Annotated in this window: 21 protein-coding genes and 2 pseudogenes; 17 read left to right on the top strand and 6 right to left on the bottom strand. The window is 70.4% G+C overall.

Translation table 11 applies throughout. From position 1 onward, the window contains the following. Positions 1 to 67 precede the first annotated feature (67 nt). A pseudogene (locus tag OWR29_RS48130) lies at positions 68 to 355 on the bottom strand (AAA family ATPase); the annotation flags it as partial. A gap of 374 nt (positions 356 to 729) precedes the next feature. Here OWR29_RS48130 and OWR29_RS20340 point away from each other — a divergent pair. From OWR29_RS20340 to OWR29_RS20330, 3 genes are read left to right on the top strand one after another with little or no spacing between them, the layout of a single operon-like run. Continuing rightward, on the top strand, positions 730 to 1,083 hold the full coding sequence (locus OWR29_RS20340) for a GntR family transcriptional regulator (RefSeq protein ID WP_267564545.1): 354 nt from the start codon (positions 730 to 732) through the stop codon (positions 1,081 to 1,083). Further along, entirely contained in the window at positions 1,080 to 1,955 is an 876-nt protein-coding gene (locus tag OWR29_RS20335; RefSeq protein ID WP_267564543.1) for an ATP-binding cassette domain-containing protein, read from the top strand. The genes OWR29_RS20340 and OWR29_RS20335 overlap by 4 nt, the downstream gene beginning before the upstream one ends. Continuing rightward, complete coding sequence (locus tag OWR29_RS20330; RefSeq protein WP_267564542.1) at positions 1,952 to 2,632, top strand: hypothetical protein; 681 nt, start codon at positions 1,952 to 1,954, stop codon at positions 2,630 to 2,632. Before OWR29_RS20335 ends, OWR29_RS20330 begins: the two co-directional genes overlap by 4 nt. Here the strand turns inward: OWR29_RS20330 and OWR29_RS20325 are convergent. After that, positions 2,629 to 3,126 (bottom strand): protein-tyrosine phosphatase family protein, encoded by a 498-nt coding sequence (locus tag OWR29_RS20325; protein ID WP_267564540.1) that lies wholly within the window; start codon positions 3,124 to 3,126, stop codon positions 2,629 to 2,631. The genes OWR29_RS20330 and OWR29_RS20325 overlap by 4 nt on opposite strands. 107 nt (positions 3,127 to 3,233) lie before the next feature. Between OWR29_RS20325 and OWR29_RS20320 the strand changes: the two genes are divergently transcribed. Beyond that, positions 3,234 to 4,328: a D-alanine--D-alanine ligase family protein gene (locus OWR29_RS20320; RefSeq protein WP_267564539.1), complete on the top strand. Its 1,095-nt coding sequence runs from the start codon at positions 3,234 to 3,236 to the stop codon at positions 4,326 to 4,328. Here the strand turns inward: OWR29_RS20320 and OWR29_RS20315 are convergent. Next, entirely contained in the window at positions 4,325 to 4,972 is a 648-nt protein-coding gene (locus OWR29_RS20315; protein WP_267564537.1) for a DUF3515 family protein, read from the bottom strand. The genes OWR29_RS20320 and OWR29_RS20315 overlap by 4 nt on opposite strands. A 2-nt stretch (positions 4,973 to 4,974) precedes the next feature. After that, a complete protein-coding gene (locus OWR29_RS20310) occupies positions 4,975 to 5,208 on the bottom strand; it encodes an Lrp/AsnC ligand binding domain-containing protein (protein WP_133874791.1) in 234 nt (77 codons plus the stop codon). Positions 5,209 to 5,302: 94 nt separating this feature from the next. Between OWR29_RS20310 and OWR29_RS20305 the strand changes: the two are divergent. Together OWR29_RS20305 and OWR29_RS20300 are read left to right on the top strand one after the other, a co-directional pair. Further along, positions 5,303 to 6,244 (top strand): annotated as a pseudogene (locus tag OWR29_RS20305) (thiamine-phosphate kinase); the annotation flags it as partial. A 15-nt stretch (positions 6,245 to 6,259) separates the two neighbouring features. Next, positions 6,260 to 6,718 carry a GNAT family N-acetyltransferase gene (locus OWR29_RS20300; RefSeq protein ID WP_267564535.1) on the top strand — a complete coding sequence of 153 codons (459 nt, stop codon included), beginning with the start codon at positions 6,260 to 6,262 and terminating at the stop codon, positions 6,716 to 6,718. A 53-nt stretch (positions 6,719 to 6,771) separates the two neighbouring features. Here OWR29_RS20300 and rpmB read toward each other — a convergent pair whose 3' ends face one another. Beyond that, entirely contained in the window at positions 6,772 to 6,963 is a 192-nt protein-coding gene (gene rpmB, locus OWR29_RS20295; RefSeq protein ID WP_026207002.1) for a 50S ribosomal protein L28, read from the bottom strand. 161 nt (positions 6,964 to 7,124) lie between these two features. Here rpmB and OWR29_RS20290 point away from each other — a divergent pair, with 161 nt between their 5' ends. Genes OWR29_RS20290 through OWR29_RS20280 form a run of 3 tightly spaced genes read left to right on the top strand, consistent with a single transcriptional unit; the run spans position 7,125 to position 11,369 of the window. Then, positions 7,125 to 8,834: a DAK2 domain-containing protein gene (locus OWR29_RS20290; RefSeq protein WP_267564531.1), complete on the top strand. Its 1,710-nt coding sequence runs from the start codon at positions 7,125 to 7,127 to the stop codon at positions 8,832 to 8,834. Next, positions 8,831 to 11,023 (top strand): ATP-dependent DNA helicase RecG, encoded by a 2,193-nt coding sequence (gene recG, locus OWR29_RS20285; RefSeq protein ID WP_267564530.1) that lies wholly within the window; start codon positions 8,831 to 8,833, stop codon positions 11,021 to 11,023. The genes OWR29_RS20290 and recG overlap by 4 nt, the downstream gene beginning before the upstream one ends. 4 nt (positions 11,024 to 11,027) lie before the next feature. Further along, positions 11,028 to 11,369, top strand: a complete 342-nt coding sequence (locus OWR29_RS20280) for a DUF952 domain-containing protein (RefSeq protein WP_267564527.1) — start codon at positions 11,028 to 11,030, stop codon at positions 11,367 to 11,369. 294 nt (positions 11,370 to 11,663) lie between these two features. On the opposite strand, the gene OWR29_RS20275 is transcribed toward OWR29_RS20280, so the two are convergent. Beyond that, the gene (locus OWR29_RS20275) at positions 11,664 to 12,824 is read right to left on the bottom strand and encodes a cell wall anchor protein (protein ID WP_267564526.1); all 1,161 of its coding nucleotides are present in this window, start codon (positions 12,822 to 12,824) and stop codon (positions 11,664 to 11,666) included. A 346-nt stretch (positions 12,825 to 13,170) separates the two neighbouring features. Here OWR29_RS20275 and rsmD point away from each other — a divergent pair, with 346 nt between their 5' ends. The 8 genes from rsmD to OWR29_RS20235 all read left to right on the top strand — a co-directional run bounded on the left by rsmD (position 13,171) and on the right by OWR29_RS20235 (position 18,591). Further along, positions 13,171 to 13,734: a 16S rRNA (guanine(966)-N(2))-methyltransferase RsmD gene (gene rsmD / locus OWR29_RS20270; RefSeq protein ID WP_267564524.1), complete on the top strand. Its 564-nt coding sequence runs from the start codon at positions 13,171 to 13,173 to the stop codon at positions 13,732 to 13,734. Beyond that, entirely contained in the window at positions 13,731 to 14,210 is a 480-nt protein-coding gene (gene coaD / locus OWR29_RS20265) for a pantetheine-phosphate adenylyltransferase (protein ID WP_133874798.1), read from the top strand. The genes rsmD and coaD overlap by 4 nt, the downstream gene beginning before the upstream one ends. Positions 14,211 to 14,312: 102 nt before the next feature. Continuing rightward, entirely contained in the window at positions 14,313 to 14,810 is a 498-nt protein-coding gene (locus OWR29_RS20260; RefSeq protein ID WP_267564522.1) for a hypothetical protein, read from the top strand. Positions 14,811 to 14,905: 95 nt separating this feature from the next. Beyond that, positions 14,906 to 15,472, top strand: a complete 567-nt coding sequence (locus OWR29_RS20255; protein WP_267564521.1) for a YceD family protein — start codon at positions 14,906 to 14,908, stop codon at positions 15,470 to 15,472. A gap of 5 nt (positions 15,473 to 15,477) precedes the next feature. Beyond that, positions 15,478 to 15,651: a 50S ribosomal protein L32 gene (gene rpmF / locus OWR29_RS20250; RefSeq protein ID WP_221375975.1), complete on the top strand. Its 174-nt coding sequence runs from the start codon at positions 15,478 to 15,480 to the stop codon at positions 15,649 to 15,651. Between the two features lie 59 nt (positions 15,652 to 15,710). Continuing rightward, entirely contained in the window at positions 15,711 to 16,679 is a 969-nt protein-coding gene (locus tag OWR29_RS20245; protein ID WP_267565091.1) for a phosphate acyltransferase PlsX, read from the top strand. After that, entirely contained in the window at positions 16,676 to 17,437 is a 762-nt protein-coding gene (gene rnc / locus OWR29_RS20240; RefSeq protein WP_267564517.1) for a ribonuclease III, read from the top strand. The genes OWR29_RS20245 and rnc overlap by 4 nt, the downstream gene beginning before the upstream one ends. Then, complete coding sequence (locus OWR29_RS20235; RefSeq protein WP_267564516.1) at positions 17,434 to 18,591, top strand: hypothetical protein; 1,158 nt, start codon at positions 17,434 to 17,436, stop codon at positions 18,589 to 18,591. Before rnc ends, OWR29_RS20235 begins: the two co-directional genes overlap by 4 nt. The last annotated feature ends 5 nt before the right edge of the window (positions 18,592 to 18,596 follow it).

Raw genomic sequence — 18,596 nt, 5'->3', positions numbered from 1 at the left:
CATGGCGTTCCCGCCCGACGAGCGGATACATCGTCAGCCGGACGATCCGGCCCGTCGCGGGCCAGCCCGACGTCGTCAGGTCGGCCTGCGAGGATCCGGTCAGCACGAAGCGGCCCGGCCGAGGGTCATCGTCCACCGTCCGTTTGACGGCGCCCAGAATCTCGGGCGCCAGCTGCCACTCGTCGATCAGGATCGGTTCGGTGAGCCCGCGAAGTGCGGCGTCGGGGTCAGCACGGACCACGGCAGCCTGCGCGGGAACATCGAGCCGCAGAACCGAACCGGCGTGACGGCGCGTTGTCGTCGTCTTGCCGCAGGCGCGGGGGCCGACGACGAGGGCAGCGGGATGAGCAGCCACGACGGCGGCGAGTTCCGCGTCGAGCAGTCGGCGGACGTAAGTGCTCAGCACGACTCCAATCCCGATTTAGCACACATGCAAATCACAAGTTAGCACGCCGCCTAATCGCTATTTAGCACAGTCAGCGAGATGCTGTCAATCTAGTCGAAAGACTATAGTCGCTTAACCAGCTGCTTTGTTTCCCGGCAAGTGCGCAGGTACGCCAGCGCGACCGATTTCATGAGCCGGCGGCCGGGTGCGGCCGCGAGCAACGACGGCGCGAAGCCCACTCCGCTATCGGCTGCGCGCCGTCACGCGTACGTCTTGATTTCGATCTTTCTCGCCTCTATGATTCGTTACATGAGTAATGAACCACAGCAGTAGGGAGGCTCGCGGTGTTTCACGATCGCAGCCCGATCTATCTGCAGATCGCCGACGGCATCAAGAACGACATCCTCAGTGGTTCGCTCCGGGAGGACCAGCAGGTCATGTCCACCAATCAGTACGCGTCCTTCTACCGGATCAACCCGGCCACCGCGGCCAAGGGCTTCGCTCAGCTGGTCGACGAGGGGGTCCTCTACAAGCGCCGCGGCATCGGCATGTTCGTCAGCCCGGATGCGCCGGCCAAGTTGCGGGCGGAGCGGCGGGAGAGGTTCTTCGCCGAGGCCCTGGAGCCGGTGCTCGACGAGGCCAAGCGGGTCGGTATCAGCGTCGAGGAGATCACGCACTACCTGGGGAGCCGTCGATGATCGAGATGCGGGGCGTGACCGTTCGCTACGGGGACACCGTGGCCGTCGACGACGTGCGGCTCAGCCTGCCCACCGAGAAGATCTACGGTTTGCTGGGCCGCAACGGCTCCGGCAAGACCAGCCTGCTCAGCGCCCTCGCCTCCTACCGCCGGCCCCACCGCGGAACGGTTCTCGTCGACGGGGTCGAGGCTTTCGAGAACCCCGAGGTCATGCGCGGTACGGCGTTCATCCGCGACACGCTTGACCTGAACGACTCGGATCGGGTGCGGTCGGCGCTCGAGGTCGCGGGCTGGCTGCGGCCGACCTGGGACGCCGAGTACGCGATCAAGCTGCTCGACATCTTCGAGCTGGACGCCCGCAAGCGGATCTCGGCTCTCTCCCGCGGGCAGCGCTCGATGGTGGGGGTGGTGCTGGGGCTGGCCGCGCGGGCCCCGCTGACCATCCTCGACGAGTCGTACCTGGGCATGGACGCGGTGGCCCGCACCCTGTTCTATCGCGAGCTGCTGGCCGACTACCTGGCCCACCCGCGCACGATCATCGTCTCCACCCACCTCATCGAAGAGGTGGCCGACCTGTTCGAGCGGGTCATCATCATGGACCGCGGCCGGATCCTGCTGCACGACGAGACGGACGCCCTGCGCGGCCGCGGGGTCACTGTGACCGGGCCGGCCGAGCGGGTGTCCGCCTTCGCCGCCGGGCACGCGGTTCTGGGCGAGCAGAGCCTGGGCGGCGTACGGGCCGTGACGCTCGACGGGCGTCTCGACCCCGATGAGATCGCGCGCGGCGAGCGCGACGGCCTGACGTTCGGCCCCCTCGGTCTGCAGGACCTGTTCGTGCACCTGACTTCGCAGCGGCTGGAGGTTTCCCGGTGAGTGTCGTCGCGTCCCTCTTCCGGCTGTGGCGGCCGATGATCCTCTGGTTCGCCGCGATCCTCGTCACGATCGAGGTCGTGGCGGTGGCCGCGATCTCCACGGCCGGGCCGGTGCGGTTCAGCTTCTGGCTCGTCGTCGCCGGCTCGGCCGCCAAGTACTGGCCCCTGGTGGCCGGCATCCTGCTGGTCAGCATGTACCTGCGGACCTTCGTCGCCAACGGGCGGACCCGGCACGAGTTCCTGCGTGGTCTCGCCCTGTTCGCCGGGAGCGTCGCACTCGTGTTCCCGGCGGTGGTCGTGGTCGGGCACGCCGTCGAGAGCCTTGTCCTCGGCCTGGCCGACCACCGGGCCGGCAGCTATCCGGTGTTCCGCTTCGGCGACGCGGCCGCCGAATACCTGCATGTGCTGCCGGCCGCGGCGGGCTTCATCACCTCGGGCATCCTAATCACGGCCGGGTTCTACCGGTTCCGGCCGTGGATCGGGGTGCTGCTGATCGCGCCGGGCGCGCTGCCCGCGCTGGCCGGCGACGGGCTGATCAAGATCGACGACTCCGGCGAGCTGATCGCCCGGCTGCCCTACGCGATCGCGCTGACGCTGACGGCCGCGGCGGTCGTGCTGGGTTGTGTGGCCACCCATCGACTGCTGCGGGACGTCGCGATCAAACGATCGACCACTTAGGCCGTACGCCGGGAGGGGTGGGACGCGGCGAAGTCGTACAGCCAGTCCTGCGTCACCGGCATGTCGGAGCCCCCGGTGACCCGGCTCAGCGCCTCGCCGGGGGCGATGCCCAGCAGCACCAGCGTTGTGCAGGCCAGCAGAGTCGAGCGGCCTATCCCGCCGAAGCACTGGGTCACGACGAAGCGGCCCGAGCGCACCTGACCGGCCAGCTTGGTGGCCAGCGCCACAACCTGCACCGCCTCGTCGCGCGGCACCCCGCCGTCGGGCACCGGGAAAGACAGAAACTCCAGCCCGTACGCCGCGGCGACCGAGACGGTGTCGCCGAAGCCCAGCCGATGTTGCTCATGGGTGGTCAAGGCCGAGACGAGGACGTTCACCCCGGCGCGGGCGAGCGCGCCGAAATGGTCGACCGGCCAGGCGTCAGCGCGCGGGTGCGCGATGGTCGCGAGTTGCCCGGGCCCCGGCCCGGCGATCACGTGGAGTGCTGCTCTCATGAACTGCCCGTTCCCCTGTCCCGGCCCCGAGGCCGGGTGATCCCGCGAGTGGCTAACGCAGAGTAGGGTTCCCCCCGGCATGCCCGCTAGCGAGAGGCCCAAAGAAAGTGACGACCCCTCGGAAAACCCGCGTCGCGATCGTGTTCGGCGGTCGCAGCAGCGAACACGGGATCTCGTGCGTGAGCGCCGGCAGCATCCTGCGCGCGCTCGACCCGGACCAGTACGAGGTGCTTCCCGTCGGCATCACGCGTGAGGGCCGCTGGGTGGTCGCGGCGGCCGATCCGTCGTCCTTCGCCATCGCCGACCGCAAGCTGCCCGAGATCACCGCGGCCAGCGGCAGCGCGGTCGTGCTGGCGGCCGACCCGACGGCCACCGAGCTGATCGTGCGCGAGCCCGTCGACGGCGTCTCGTCGCTGGCCGGGGTCGACGTGGTCTTCCCGGTGCTGCACGGCGCCTACGGCGAGGACGGCACCATCCAGGGTCTGCTCGAGATGGCCGGCCTGCCCTACGTGGGGGCCAACGTCTTCGCCTCGGCGGCGGCCATGGACAAAGAGTTCACGAAGAAGCTGGCCATCGCCGAGGGCATCCCGGTGGGCCCGTACGCGGTTCTGCGGGCCGGCGCCGACCTCGGTGAGCAGGACAAGGAGCGACTGGGCCTCCCGGTCTTCGTGAAGCCCGCGCGGGCCGGCTCCTCGCACGGCATCACCAAGGTCACCGACTGGGCCGACCTCGACAAGGCGGTCGCCATCGCCCGCGAGATCGACCCCAAGGTGCTCGTCGAGGCGGCCGTCGTGGGCCGCGAGATCGAGTGCGGCGTACTCGAGGGCGAGGCCGGCGGCGCCCCCGAGGCGTCCCTGCTGGCCGAGATCCACGTCGACTCGGCCGACTGGTACGACTTCGAGGCGAAATACCTGGACGGCGGCCGCTACGACATCCCGGCCGGCCTGCCCGCCGAGGTGACCAGCCAGGTGCAGGAGTACGCGCGCCGCACCTTCACCGCGCTCGACTGCGCCGGCCTGGCCCGGGTCGACTTCTTCGTCACGGCTGACAACCAGATCTACCTCAACGAGATCAACACGATGCCCGGCATGACGCCGACGTCGATGTTCCCGCTGATGTGGGCGGCCACCGGCCTCGAGTACCCCAAGGTGGTCGACCGGCTGATCCGCACCGCCCTCCGGCGCGGATCGGGCCTGCACTAACCCTTGCAGCCGCTGGGGACGCCCTTGGTGGTCGACTTCACGGTCTTGACCACCGGCTCGGAGAACTCGTTGGCCCACTGCCCGGTCTGCTCGTAGCTGCCGGGCACGCTGACCCGCACGGCGACCTCACGGTCCATGGTGGTGAAGACGTCGGTGGCCGGGCCGTCCTTGGCCCACCAGCAGACGCCGTCCATGGCCAGCATCGTCGAGTCCAGCGGCACACAGCCGTCGTGGCCGCCGTCGATCCGCTCGCACATGGTGGGCTGCGTCACACCACATTCGAGGGTGATCGGCGGCTCGCCCCAGGCTGCGTTCTGCTCGGGCCCGGCGGTCACCTTGCGGCCGGTGAGCCCGCGCAGTTCGGTCGGCAGCTGCGAGGTCACGGCGAGACAAACTTGCGTCGTACCGGCATCGAGCTTCGCCGCGGCCAGCTGCACCGGCGTGGTCGGCACCGGGGCCGGCGCGGAGGCCGACGGCGCCGCGGCGGGCTCGCTGTCGTCCGGCGTGAACTGCGAGAACGCCACCAGACCGACGATCACGGCGATCGGCACGGCGATCACCGTGGCCCACAGGGCGGCCCGGCGCGTCGCCGGATCCGTCGTCGATTTCGCCGGCTTCGCCGGGGGTGTCTCCACGTCGACCATGGTCAGAGGTTTACCACGGAGCAGGTGAGCGTCCGCATGATGCCGGGTACGTACTGGACTTTGCTCACAATGAGGCCACCGAGGTCGTCCACCGTGTGCGCCTCGGCCAGAACCACCACGTCGTAAGGGCCCGTGACAGCGTCGACCCGCACCACACCAGGAATTTTGCCGATCGCGGCGGCCACGTCATGGGCCCTTCCGACCTCGGTCTGGATCAGGATGTATGCCTGTACCACGCTCCGACTCCATTCCGCCTCCGCCGTAACCCGAACGTGAAACTACCGTAAGGATCCGTGTGACAGCGGGCCGCATCAGGAACGAAAGGCCACTCAAGTGAGCATCGCCGAGGCCGGGGAGTTCGGGCTCATCGCCCGGGTGGTCGCCCGGCTCGAGAACGGTCCGACGACGCTGCTGGGTCCCGGGGACGACAGCGCGATCGTCGCCGCGCCCGACGGACGGATCGTGGCCTCCACCGACGTGCTGGTCGAAGGCCGCCATTTCCGCCGCGACTGGTCCTCCGGGGCGGACGTGGGACACCGGGCGGCCGCCGCCAACCTGGCCGACATAGCCGCCATGGGCGCCACCCCGACGGCTCTGCTGGTCGGGCTGTGCGCGCCGACCGACCTCGACGTCAGCTGGGCCGAAGACCTGGCCGGGGGCCTGTCCGACGAGGCCGCCCTGGTCGGGGCGGCGGTGGTCGGCGGCGACATGTCGGCCAGCCCCACCCTGACCATCGCCGTGACCGCCCTGGGCGATCTCGGCGGGCGCAAGCCGGTGCTGCGCAGCGGGGCCGAACCCGGCGACGTGATCGCGCTGGCCGGCCGGATCGGCTACGCGGCGGCCGGCTACACGGTGCTGTCGCGCGGGTTCCGTACGCCGAAAGCGCTGGTCGAGGCGTATCGGCGACCCGAAGTACCGTACGCCGCGGGCCCGGCCGCCGCCCAGGCCGGGGCCACCGCGATGATCGACGTCTCCGACGGCCTGCTGCAGGACCTCGGCCACATCGCCCGGGCCAGCGTGGTCGGCGTCGACGTGAGCAGCGACGCGTTCGAGGTCACCGGGCAGATGCTGGACGCGGCGGCCGCGCTCGGGGTCGATCCGCTGCAGTGGATCCTCGGCGGTGGCGACGATCACGCGCTGGCCGCCACGTTCCCGCCCGGCACGCCGCTCCCGCCCGGCTGGCAGGCGATCGGCGTGGTGCACGAGGGCACCGGCGTCACCGTCGACCGCAAGCCGTGGAGCGGCCCGGTGGGCTGGGACCACTTCCGCTGATTACGCTGGCCCGTTGTGCAAGAACTCAAGATTCGGCAGGCCGGCTACACCGAACCGGCGGTCCGGGCCCTGCTCGTCGACGTGATGGATGAGCTTTCGGAGCGCTACGGAGGTTCCGGCGACGACACGCCCATCGCCGCCGCCGACTTCACCCCGCCCGACGGCGCCTTCCTCGTCGCCGACGACGGCGAGCGCCTGGTGGCCTGTGCCGCCTGGCGCCGCCACGGCGACGACGCCGAGCTCAAACGCATGTTCACGGCGCGCACGGCCCGGGGGCGGGGTCTGGGCCGGCGCATGCTGACCGCGATCGAGGACTCGGCCCGCGCGGCCGGCTGCCGCCGCGTGATCCTGGAGACAGGGGACCGGCAGCCCGAGGCGATCGGCCTCTACGAGTCGGCCGGCTACGCGCGGATCGAGGACTTCGGCTACTACAAGGGGCACGAGGGCGTGCTCTCGTACGGGAAAGAACTGTAGAAACACGGATAACCCCTCAGCCGGACGGCTGAGGGGTTATCGCACAAGCTGAATCAGGCGCGGACGACCTTGCCGGCCTTGATGCACGAGGTGCAGACCTTGAGCTTCTTGGTCGTGCCGCCACCGGCCGGGGTGCGCACCGACTGGATGTTCGGGTTCCAGCGGCGGTTGGTCCGCCGGTGCGAGTGGGACACGTTGTGGCCGAAGCCCGGTCCCTTGCCACAGACGTCGCACACGCTAGCCACGGGTAACTCCTGGGTCGAAACGAGAACTTGAAGGCGCCCAGCGAACACCGCCGCGCAGGCAACCCGGCAAGGTTACCCGATGCCGCCCCGGAACAGCCAATCGCCCCCGACGCCCCCGCTCGTGACGAGAAGTTGTCGGTAGTGGTTAGTACGATTTTCGCGTGCTCGAGACCCTGGACGCCGCCGCCGTCCGCCGCTGGTGCGGCGCCGGCCTGCGGGCGTTGCGGGCCCACCAGCGCGAGATCGACGAGCTGAACGTCTATCCCGTGCCCGACGGTGACACCGGCACCAACCTGGTGCTCACGCTCACGTCGGCGCAAGAGGCTCTGGAGGCGTCCGAGCCGGTTGACATCACGGCACCGGCTCCAGGCAACGCCCTTCGCCGCATGGCCCGTGGCGCTCTGCTGGGCGCGCGCGGGAACTCGGGCGTGATCGTCTCGCAGATTCTGCGCGGCATGGCCGACAGCGTCGCCGCCGCGGCCGCCGTCCGGGGTGGCGAGCTGGCTCGGGCTCTGCGGTCGGCTTCCGAGGCCGCGTACGCCGCTGTGGCCCGGCCGGTCGAGGGCACCGTGCTGTCGGTGGCCGCCGCGGCCGCCGACGCCGCGGCCCGCATCAAGTCCGACGACCTGCTGGCCGTGGCCCGGGCCGCCGCGCGGGCGGCCGCCGAGGCGCTGGCCCGCACACCGCAGCAGCTCCCCGCCCTGGCCCGCGCCGGTGTGGTCGACGCCGGCGGCCGCGGCCTGGTCGTCCTGCTGGAGGCTCTGGTCGATGCTTTGTCGTCGCCGGCCGGCCGGGCCGCGCCGGAGGTCGCTGCCGCTGTCGTCGGCCACAGCGAAAGCCGAGCCGCGGCCCATGCTGACGGCCACATTGAGGGGCTTGGCGAAGTCCTCGCGGCTGGGCTCGGCAACGTCCGGGCTGACGGCGGCGGGTTCGATGGGCAACAAGAGCCGCGGGGCGAGGGCTCGTGGGGTTACGAAGTGCAGTATCTGCTCGAGGCCGAGGCGGCGGCGGTCGACGAGCTTCGGCGGCAGCTGGACGCGCTGGGCGAGTCGCTGGTCGTCGTCGGCACCGGGGATCCCGGCGTCGCCACGTGGAATGTGCACGTTCATGTGCCGGCGGCCGGCATCGGCCCGGCCATCGAGGCGGGTGTGCGCGCCGGACGACCGTACGACATAAGCGTCACCCCGCTCGACGAGCACGACCACGGCGCCCGGCACCATCACGAGCGGGCGGCCGTCGTGGTGGCCGCGGGCGACGGGTTGACCGCGCTGTTCGAGGCCGAGGGGGCCACCGTCGTCGGCCGCAACCCGTCGACGGGGGAGATGCTGGCGGCGATCGAGGCCTCCCGGGCCCGCTGCGTCGTGCTGCTGCCCAACGACGCCAACACCCAAGCCGTCGCCCTGTCGGCCGCCCGTGAGGCCGAGGCCGCCGGGCTGCGGGTCAGCGTCGTCCCCACCCGGTCGCCGGTGCAGGCCCTGGCCGCGCTGGCCGTCCGCGATCCGCTGCGCCCCTTCGCCGACGACGTCATCGCCATGGCCGAGGCGGCCGGCGCCTGCCGCTACGGCGAGGTCTGCACCGCCCAGCGCGACTCCCTCACCGTCGCCGGTCCCTGCCGCGCGGGCGACCTGCTCGGCCTGGTCGACGGTGAGGTGCACGTCATCGGTGACGATCTGGCCGAGGTCAGCGCCCGCCTGCTCGACCGCATGCTCGGCGGCGGCGGCGAACTGGCCACCCTCGTTCTCGGGGCCGACGCCCCGGCCGCGCTCGAACCGGCCCTGCGCGAGCACGCCGGCCGGGCCTGGCCCTTCGTCGAGCTGCACTGCTACACGGGCGGGCAACCCCGCTACCACCTGCTGGTTGGAGTGGAATGAGCGAGACCAGAACCACCACCGGCACCCCGCTCGAGCAGGTGCTGAAAAAGAACGACGCCAAGGCGCTGGCCACCCACCTCGACCTGCACACCGCGGGCGACCTCATCTACCACTTCCCGCGCCGCTACGACGAGCGCGGCGAAGAGACCGCCATCGGGGGCCTGCAGATCGGCGAGCAGGCCACCGTGCTCGCCCAGATCCAGTCGGTGCAGGTCAAGCCGATGCGCCAGCGCAAGGGCAACATCCTCGAGCTCACCATCGGCGACGACTCCGGGGCCACGCTCACCTGCACCTTCTTCGGCCAGGCGTGGCGCGAGCGGGAGCTCAAGCGCGGCCGCTGGGGGCTGTTCGCGGGCAAGGTCTCCGACTTCCGGGGCAAGCGCCAGCTGGTCAGCCCGGCCTATCAACTGCTCGCCGTCGACGCCACGCAGGACGAGGCGGCCGAAGAGATCGAGGAGTTCGCGGGCGCCCTGATCCCGGTCTACCCGGCGGCGCAGGCCGTGCCCACCTGGGTCATCGCCCGCTGCGTGCGCACCCTGCTCGAGACGTTCGAGCCGCCCGCCGACCCGCTGCCGGCCACCGTCCGGGCCAAACGCAATCTCGGCGGCATCGGCACCGCCCTGCGTGAGATCCACCGTCCAAGTTCCAAAGAAGCCCTGTACGCCGCCAAGTACCGCCTCAAGTGGGACGAAGCATTCGCCGTCCAGCTGACCCTCGTGCAGCGCCGCGCCCGGGCCGCCGCAGCGCCCGGCCGGGCCCGTCCCCGCGTCGAGGGCGGCATCCTGGCCAAGTTCGACGCGAGCCTTCCGTACGAGTTGACCGAGGGGCAGGCCGCGGTCGGTGAAGAGATCTCGCGCGACCTGACTCAGCCCCATCCCATGCACCGGCTGCTGCAGGGTGAGGTCGGCTCGGGCAAGACGCTGGTCTCGGTGCGCGCGATGCTCCAGGTGGTCGACTCGGGTGGCCAGGCCGCCCTGCTCGCCCCGACCGAGGTGCTGGCGACCCAGCACTACCGCAGCATCAGCGCCCAGCTGGGCGCCCTGGGCCGGGCCGGCGAGATCGACGGCGACCCCGCCGGCACCCAGCTCACGCTGGTCACCGGCTCGCTCGGCGCCGTCGCCCGCCGGGCCGCGCTGGCCAAGGTGGCCGACGGCACGGCCGGCATCGTGATCGGCACGCACGCTCTGCTCTACGAGGGCGTCGACTTCCACGACCTGGGCCTGGTGGTGGTCGACGAGCAGCACCGGTTCGGCGTCGAGCAGCGGGACGCCCTGCGGGCCAAGGCCGCCCGCCCGCCGCACGTGCTGGTCATGACGGCCACCCCGATCCCGCGGACGGTCGCCATGACCGTCTACGGCGACCTCGAGACGTCAGTGCTGTCGCAGCTGCCGCGGGGCCGCTCTCCTATCGCGTCGCACGTCGTGCCGCCCGAGAAGCCGGCCTTCCTCGACCGCGCCTGGCGCCGGTTGCGCGAGGAGGTGCAGGCCGGCCATCAGGCGTACGTGGTCTGCCCGCGCATCGGCACAGCCGAGGGCGAGGAAGAGGAGCCCCCCAGCGACAACGAGCCGGCCCGCCGCCCACCCCTGGCCGTCCTCGAGGTCGCTCCCATCCTCGAAGAGGGCCCCCTGCACGGCCTGCGCATCGGCATCCTGCACGGCAAGCTGCCGGCCGACGAGAAAGACGCCGTGATGCGCAAGTTCGCCGCCGGCGACCTCGACGTGCTGGTGGCCACCACGGTGATCGAGGTCGGCGTGGACGTCCCCAACTCCACGGTCATGGTCATCATGGACGCCGACCGCTTCGGCGTCTCCCAGCTCCACCAGCTACGAGGCCGCGTGGGCCGTGGCTCCGCCGCAGGCATCTGCCTGCTGGTGACCGAGTCCGTCGAGGGCACCGCAGCCCGCGAACGCCTGGCCGCCGTGGCCTCCACCACCGACGGCTTCAAACTGAGCGAGATCGACCTCGAACAACGCCGCGAGGGCGACGTGCTGGGCGCCTCCCAGTCCGGCAAACACTCCCACCTGCGCCTGCTCTCCCTGATCAGCGACGCCAAACTGATCACCGAGGCCCGCTCCGAAGCCGCCGACCTGGTAGGCGACGACCCCGACCTGACCAAATACCCAGCCTTGGCCGCCTCGGTAGCCGCCCTGGTGGACGAAGACCGAGCCGAATACCTGGAAAAGGGCTGACGAGATGATCCTGCACATCGTGCCGCGCGCGGCGTGGGAGGCCGCCCAGGCGGCCGGCGTCTACGAGGGCGACACCCTGGCCACCCAGGGCTTCATCCACTGCTCCACCGAACACCAGGTCCACATCCCCGCCACAGCCCTGTTCCGCGACCGCAACGACCTCCTGCTGCTGGTGATCGACGAGTCCCGCTTACCAGTCCCGATCACCTGGGAACAGGGCGACCCACCGGCCGCCGACGGCAGCCCCTTCCCGCACCTGTACGCGCCGCTGCCGCTCAACGCGGTGTCCGACGTCAAGGAGTACCGCCCCACCCCCGACGGCTCCTTCCCCCCACCACAAATCTGAGGCAAGAAAGGCTTCCCAACCGGCAAGGCGGAGGCTTCCCAACGTGTGAGCCGCCCAAGGCTCCCGCCTTCGTGAGGCGATGAGAGCCGCCCCCTTAGTAACGCAGGAGACCTTCCCCCCGGCCCATGCACCCACCCGCAAGCGGCCCAAGGTTTGGGGGCGGGGATGGCCCACGCAGGGATCAAGCCTGACCGCCCGGAGTGGGCCATCCCCGCCCCCAAACCGTCCCCCAGACAGACAACGAAAAGGCGCACCGACCAAAGGTCGGTGCGCCTTTTAGAAACCCAGCGGCGATCAGGCGGTGAACTTCACCTTGCGACGACGCGCCAGGAAGAAGAGCACAGCCCCAGCGATCAGCAGGACGGCCGCGCCACCAGCGATGCTGCCGGCCACCGGCCCGGTGACGGGCAGGCCGCCACCCTCACCCGGGGTCGACTCGGTCGGGGTCGGCGTCGGGGTCGACGGCGTCTCGCAGTTTTCCGGCTTCTCCTCGTCGAAGTTCACCGGCTTCTGCGCCTCGCCGTTGATCGAGGCCTTGACGATGAGACCCTTCTGACCCTTAATCTCGGTCGTCTTGGTCTCGCCCGGCTTCGCGACCAGGGTCACGGCCTTGCCCTTGTTCGGCGTGAGGGCCAGGGTGATGTCCTCGTCGCCCTTGCTGTTGTCGATGCCGAACAGGATCGAGTCGCAGCCGACCTCGTAGCCGACCTCGGCCTCGCCACCGGACGGCGGCGGGGTGCAGTCCTTGGGCTCTTCCCACTTGCCCTCGACCAGCGGCTTGTCGGCCGACTTCTCGGTGACGACGACCTTCCCGGCCTGCTCGGACGGGATCTCGACAGTGGCCGGCTCGTCGCCGGGCTTGACGGTGACGTTCTTGGTGAAGCCGCCCGAGCCTTCGACGACGAACTCGGCGTCGGCCTTGGCGTCTTCGCCGTTGGTCAGGGTGACGGTCACGCCGTCACAGGTGGAGGCGAGCGACGCGTCCGGCTTGGCGGTCGGCGGCGCCTCTTCCTTGGAGCACTTGCCGTGGAACCAGACCCGGCCGACCTGGTGCTCGAACTGGACGTACTCGTCGCTCCACTTGACCTGGACCTCGAGGCGGGCGCCGCGGGCGTGGCCGTCGACCCGCTGGGTGCCGACGAGCACCTCGTTGCTCTTGTGCGGGAACGCCGGGTCGGCGTCGTCCGGCGTGTGGGCGATGCCGTCGACCGGGGTCGGCTTGGCGTCGACGAGCAGGAAGCGGTAGTTCTCGGCGCCGGGCTCGTTGCCGTTGTCGGTCTTCACCTTCCAGGTGACGACCCACTCGCCGGTGGTCGTGTCGCATTCCGCGCTGCCCTTGACATAGCTGCTGTGGGCGCTTGCGGGCGAGGCGAAGAACGCGACACCGGCCAGGCCGATGAGCGTTCCAGCAGCGGCGGCAGTTGCACGCCGCAGCTTGGACTTCAGCAGGTTCACGCCTACTCCTGTCTGGGGAACTCAGGGGTACGGCGCAAGAAGGCGGGCGGGCCGATCGCCGGCGGAAAAGGGGCGATGGCCTGCGACGACGCCTCCCCACGTCGACAGCTGACAATCGGTGGAGTGTCAGCAACAGCGCCTGACCATAGCGACTTATGGAAATCTGGGAAATCCCTCAGAGCCGCTTAAAGGTGTTGTTGCGGATCCGTGATTTTGGATGGACGGATCGCAGGCGTATCGACGCTCTCCGTGTGCATCGGCTGCGGATTTGTTCACTCTTTCGTTGCGCTCGGTAAGTGGTGAAGTAGCTTCGACTCGTGTTCACCGCAGAGCCGCGCGAGCGCTCATGACCAGGATCATCGCGGGCGCGCACGGCGGCCGGCGACTGTCCGCACCGGCCGGTGCGCTGACCCGGCCGACGACGGATCGCGTCCGTGAGGCGTTCTTCAGTGCCCTCGACTCCATGATCGACCTTGCTGACGTCCGGTTCGCCGACCTTTATGCCGGTTCGGGGGCGGTCGGTCTCGAGGCGCTGTCCCGGGGCGCCGCGCACGCCCTTCTCGTCGAGGCGGACGCCCGGGCCGCGCGCACGATCCGCGACAACATCGTGACGCTGCGGGTCGGTAGCGCTGCCCGGCTCGTCACCGGCAAGGTGTCGCAGGTGGTGGCCGGCCCGCCGGACGGGGGCGCCTACGACGTCGTGTTCGCCGATCCGCCGTACGACGTGACCGACCGCGACCTCATCGACGTGCAGCAATCTATGATCGACTTCGGCTGGCTGACCCCGGACGCCGTGGTCGTGCTCGAGCGGGCCACCCGCGGAGGCGCGGTGACCTGGGTGGACGGCATCACTGCCGACCGCAGCCGTCGTTACGGCGAGACCACGCTTTGGTACGGTCGCCGATCATGAGACGAGCGGTGTGTCCCGGCTCCTTCGACCCGGTCACCAACGGCCACCTCGACATCGTCGGCCGGGCCAGCCGGCTGTTCGACGAGGTGATCATCGGGGTGCTGATCAACCAGTCGAAGACGGGCCTCTTCACGATCGAGGAACGGATCGAGATGCTCGGCGAGGCGACCGCCTCGTACGAGAACGTCCGGGTCGCCTCGTTCCACGGGCTGCTCGTCGATTTCTGCCGGTCGCAGGGCGCGGCCGTGGTGATCAAGGGCCTGCGCGCGGTCAGCGACTTCGACTACGAGTTGCAGATGGCGCAGATGAACATCGGGTTGTCGGGCGTGGAGACCCTCTTCATGCCGACCAACCCGCTTTACTCTTTCCTCTCGTCGAGCCTCGTCAAGGACGTCGTGAAGTGGGGCGGCGACGCCTCGGCGTACGTCCCGGACTTCGTCGGCGAGCGTCTGGTGACCCGCCTCAAGCAGAACTGACCCCTCGGCGTGCCCGCCACGCCGAGGGCGGTGACGCAGTAACGTGATCGCACCACGCTCTGTGGCGGGGAAAGTGGCAGGAAACAGGACAGGAGTAGTCCGGTGGATGCGCTCGACCGTATCGACGAGATCATCGAGCTCGTGCAGGAGTCGCGTTCCGTGCCCATGTCGCGGACCAATTTCATGTACGACCGGAACGAGATGATCGAACGTCTCGAGGACCTGCGTGCCGAGCTCCCGTCCGAGCTGCGCAAGGCGGCCGCCGTGCTCGACGAGCGCGACCGGATCATCGAGGCCGGCCGCCGCGAGGCCGACCGGATCATCAGCGAGGGTGAGACGGAACACGCCCGCCTGGTCTCGGTCAACGAGATCACGGTCTCGGCCGAGCACGAGGGGGCCCGGATCATCGCCGAGGCCCGCACCGAGGCTCAGCGCCTGCGGGAAGAGGTCGACGACTACGTCGACACCGCCCTGGCCAACTTCGAGCAGTTCCTGACCCGGGCGCTGGCGTCGATAGAGCGTGGCCGGGACAAGATGCACGCCCTGCGCGAGATCGGAACCTTCCAAGGGGAAGACGCGGAGCGCCCTCTGCCGTTCTAACTGAGCCCGGGTCCTTCGAACCGACCCGGATTCGACGGTAGGGCGGCAGCTCAGGTAACCTTTTCTGTCGGCCTACCCATGGCTGAGGATTAACGATGCCCAAGTCACCGCAGAGTCACCTGGACCCCAGGCAGCCGCTCGTCGTCGACACGACGAAACTTCCACGGCAGCCTGGTGCGACGCGTGCCCTGAAGCGGGTGATCCCGGCACCGGCCGACCTCGGTCTGGAGCTGATCTCGGTCCCGCAGGGGTCGGATGTCGAGCTTGATCTCACGCTCACGTCCGTCTCCGAGGGGGTCTATGTCAGCGGCAATGTCCGTGGCTCGCTCTCCGGCGAGTGCGGCCGCTGCCTCAACGAGATCAACGAGTCCTTCGACGTCAAGATCGCGGAGCTGTTCGCCTACGAGGACAGCACCACGGAGGAGACGACGGACGAGGACGAGGTGGGCCGGATGCAGGGCGACCTGCTCGACCTGGAGCCGGCGTTGCGGGACGCGGTGGTGCTGACGCTGCCGACCAACCCGCTGTGCCGGCCGGATTGCCCAGGGCTGTGCCCCGACTGTGGGGTGCACTTCGACGATCTTCCGGCTGATCACAGCCACGAGGAAGTCGACCCTCGCTGGGCTGCTTTGCGCAACCTGACGAAAGATTCTGAGGAGTAGGTACCGTGGCCGTCCCCAAGCGCAAGATGTCGCGCAGCAACACCCGGTCCCGCCGGGCGAACTGGAAGGCGACCGCGGTCCAGACCGTGGCCTGCCCCCAGTGCAAGTCGCCGAAGCTGCCGCACACCGCCTGCTCGGTCTGTGGCACCTACAACGGCCGTCAGGTCCTCGAGGTCTGAGCCGCGCTTAAGTGACGCGCCCGATCACCGGGCGGGTCGCGCCTGAGCTACGGCGACCGATCGGTGCCGCGGCTTCCGGACAGCTCACTGTCGGGGAGCCGGGCACCGCGCGGATCGCCGTCGACCTCCTCGGCGGGGACCACGCTCCCGCCGTCGTGGTTGACGGCGCTCTGCGCGCCTGTCAGGCCGATCCGGCCCTTCACCTGCTTCTCGTCGGCCCGCTCGAAGCGGCCGGCGAGGTTCTTCGCGCCCTGCCACCGGGCGAACAGGCCCGGATAAGCACGCTGCCCATAGCTCCCGGCGACCGCGTGGAGAGCTGGGTCGAGTCCGGCGTACGGTCGGCCGTGCTCGCCGTCGCCCAGGGCGCCGCCGACGCCGTGCTCTCGGCCGGCAACACCGGTGCCACCGTGACGTCGGCCGCGCTCGGTCTGGGTCGTCGTCCCGGCGTACGCCGTCCCCCTCTCGCCGCCGTGCTGCCCACCGCCGCCGGCCGGCTCGTGCTGCTCGACGTGGGCTCCTCGGTCGATCCCGACGAGGAGACGGTCGCCATGCACGCGCGGCTCGGTTCCGCGTACGCCTCGGTGGTTCACGGTGTGGCCGAGCCCCGCGTCGGTCTGCTCACCATCGGCACCGAACGCGGCAAGGGCGACCGCCTCCGCCGGGAACTCCCGCCCCTGCTGGCCGGCCTCGACCTGCCCGGCGGCGGCCGCTACATCGGCCTGGTCGAAGGCAACGACGTGGTCACCGGCACGATCGCCGACGTGGTCGTGACCGACGGCTTCACCGGGAACGTGCTGCTCAAGGGGCTCGAGACCGCGTACGCGGAAATCGGCCCGCCGCACGACCCGGCGCGAGGGGTCCCGCCCCGCGCGGCGCTGCTGCTCGGCGTCGAGGGAACCGTGGTCGTCTGCCACGGCGCCGCCTCCGCCGACGACCTCGCCGCCGGCATCGCCTTCGCCGCCCAGCTGCATCGCCAAGCCGCGGTCGCGGCGATGGCCGAGATCGAAACACAACGAGGTGTTCCATGAACGACAAGCGCCGCCGGCCGCCGACCCTGCCCCTGGAGGAGGCCTTCGGCGTCCCCCTCGAGCCCGGCCTGCTGGAGCGCGCCCTCACCCACCGCTCCTACGCGTACGAGAACGGCGGCCTGCCGACCAACGAGCGGCTCGAGTTCCTGGGCGACTCGGTGCTCGGCGTCGTGATCACGTCGGCGCTGTTCCACAACCACCCCGACCTGCCCGAGGGCCAGCTGGCCAAGCTGCGGGCCAGCGTGGTCAACATGCACGCGCTGGCCGACGTGGCCCGCGGTCTGGGCCCGGAGGGGCTGGGCCGGCACCTGCTGCTGGGCAAGGGCGAGGAGACGACCGGCGGGCGGGACAAGGCGAGCATCCTGGCCGACACGCTGGAGGCGCTGCTCGGGGCGATCTACTTGGAGCATGGGCTGGACGTGGCGGCCGAGGTGATCCACCGGCTGTTCGACCCGCTGATGGCCGAGTCGGCCGGCCGGGGCGCCGCGCTCGACTGGAAGACGAGCCTGCAAGAGCTCACCGCCGCGCTGGGGCTGGGCGTGCCCGACTACGTGATCGAGGACTCGGGCCCCGACCACGCCAAGACGTTCACGGCCTGGGTGGTGGTGGCGGGCGAGCGCTACGGCGGCTCCGAGGGGCGCAGCAAGAAGCAGGCCGAGCAGCGGGCGGCCGCGGCGGCCTGGCGGATCCTGACCGAGCGCACCAGCGAGCCCGACGGCAGCCTGCTCGACAAGCCCGAGGATGAGAACGGTCAGTGAGCCTGGCCGAGGAAGACGCCACGGAAAGGCTGTGGGACAAGGCCGGCGCGTGGCGCGGGGCAGGCGTCGCGGTCGGCATCTTCGCGCTGACCCGGATCGCCCAGCTGATCATTCTGGGCTGGCTGGACGCGGCCGCCGACGAGCCGCTCGGGATCCGGCAGCGCCTGCTGGTGTGGGACGCGGGCTGGTTCCTGCGGGTCGCCGTCGACGGCTATCCGCACGGTTACACGTACGAGGGAAATCAGCTTCAGGGCAACGAGCTGGCCTTCTTCCCGGTCTATCCGATGCTCATCCGGGCCGTGGCCGCGCTCGGCATCCCGGCGTCGACGGCCGCCCTGGTGGTCAGCTGGGTCGCCTCGGTCGGGGCGGCGGTCGCGGTGCACCTGCTCGGCACGTCGCTCTACGGCAAGCGGACGGGCTGGGCGCTGGTCGCGATCTGCTTCAGCGCCCCGGTCGCCATCGTCTTCTCCATGGCGTACTCGGAGGGGATCTTCCTCGCCCTGGTGGCCGGGATGCTGGTCGCCGCGCATCGGCGGGTGTGGTGGGCGGCCGGTCTGCTCGGCTTCCTGACCGCGCTGACCCGGCCGACCGGAGCGGCCGCGGCCGTGGCTCTGGCCGTGGCCGCGCTGCCGGCGATCCGCGAGTCGCGGGCCAAGGCCTGGCAGCCGATCACGGCCGCGGTCGTCGCCCTGGCCGGGGTGCCGTTGTTCCTGGCCTGGGTCGGCTGGCGGGTCGGCGACCCGGCGGCGTGGTTCCGCATCCAGGCCGCGGGCTGGGGCACCGCCTTCGACTTCGGCTCGAGCACGCTGTCGTTCCTGGGCACGACGCTGAGCACGGGCGACAGCTGGGTGCCGGTGAGCGTGGCGTTGATCCTGCTGGCCGCCCTGGCCGCGGCCGGTGTCGCGCTGGCCCAGAAACCCTGGCTGCCGCTTGCCGTGTACGGCGTCATCGCCATGGTGCTGGTCTATGGCCAGGCCGGCTTCTACCACTCGAAGCCGCGGTTGCTCGTGCCCGTACTGTTGACGCTGCTGCCGGCCGCGGTGGCCGCCGGCCGGGCCCGCCCGCGTGTCGCGGTGGTATCGATCGCGGCCTGGGCGTTGTTCGGCCTGTGGTACGGCGCCTATCTGGTCGCCGTCTGGCCCTACACCTTGTGAGTTCT

The sequence above is a fragment of the Paractinoplanes pyxinae genome, assembly GCF_026626335.1.
GTDB lineage: Bacteria > Actinomycetota > Actinomycetes > Mycobacteriales > Micromonosporaceae > Actinoplanes > Actinoplanes pyxinae.
The sequence above is the reverse complement of the archived record's forward strand: the minus strand, read 5'-3'. Positions and strand labels throughout refer to the sequence as shown.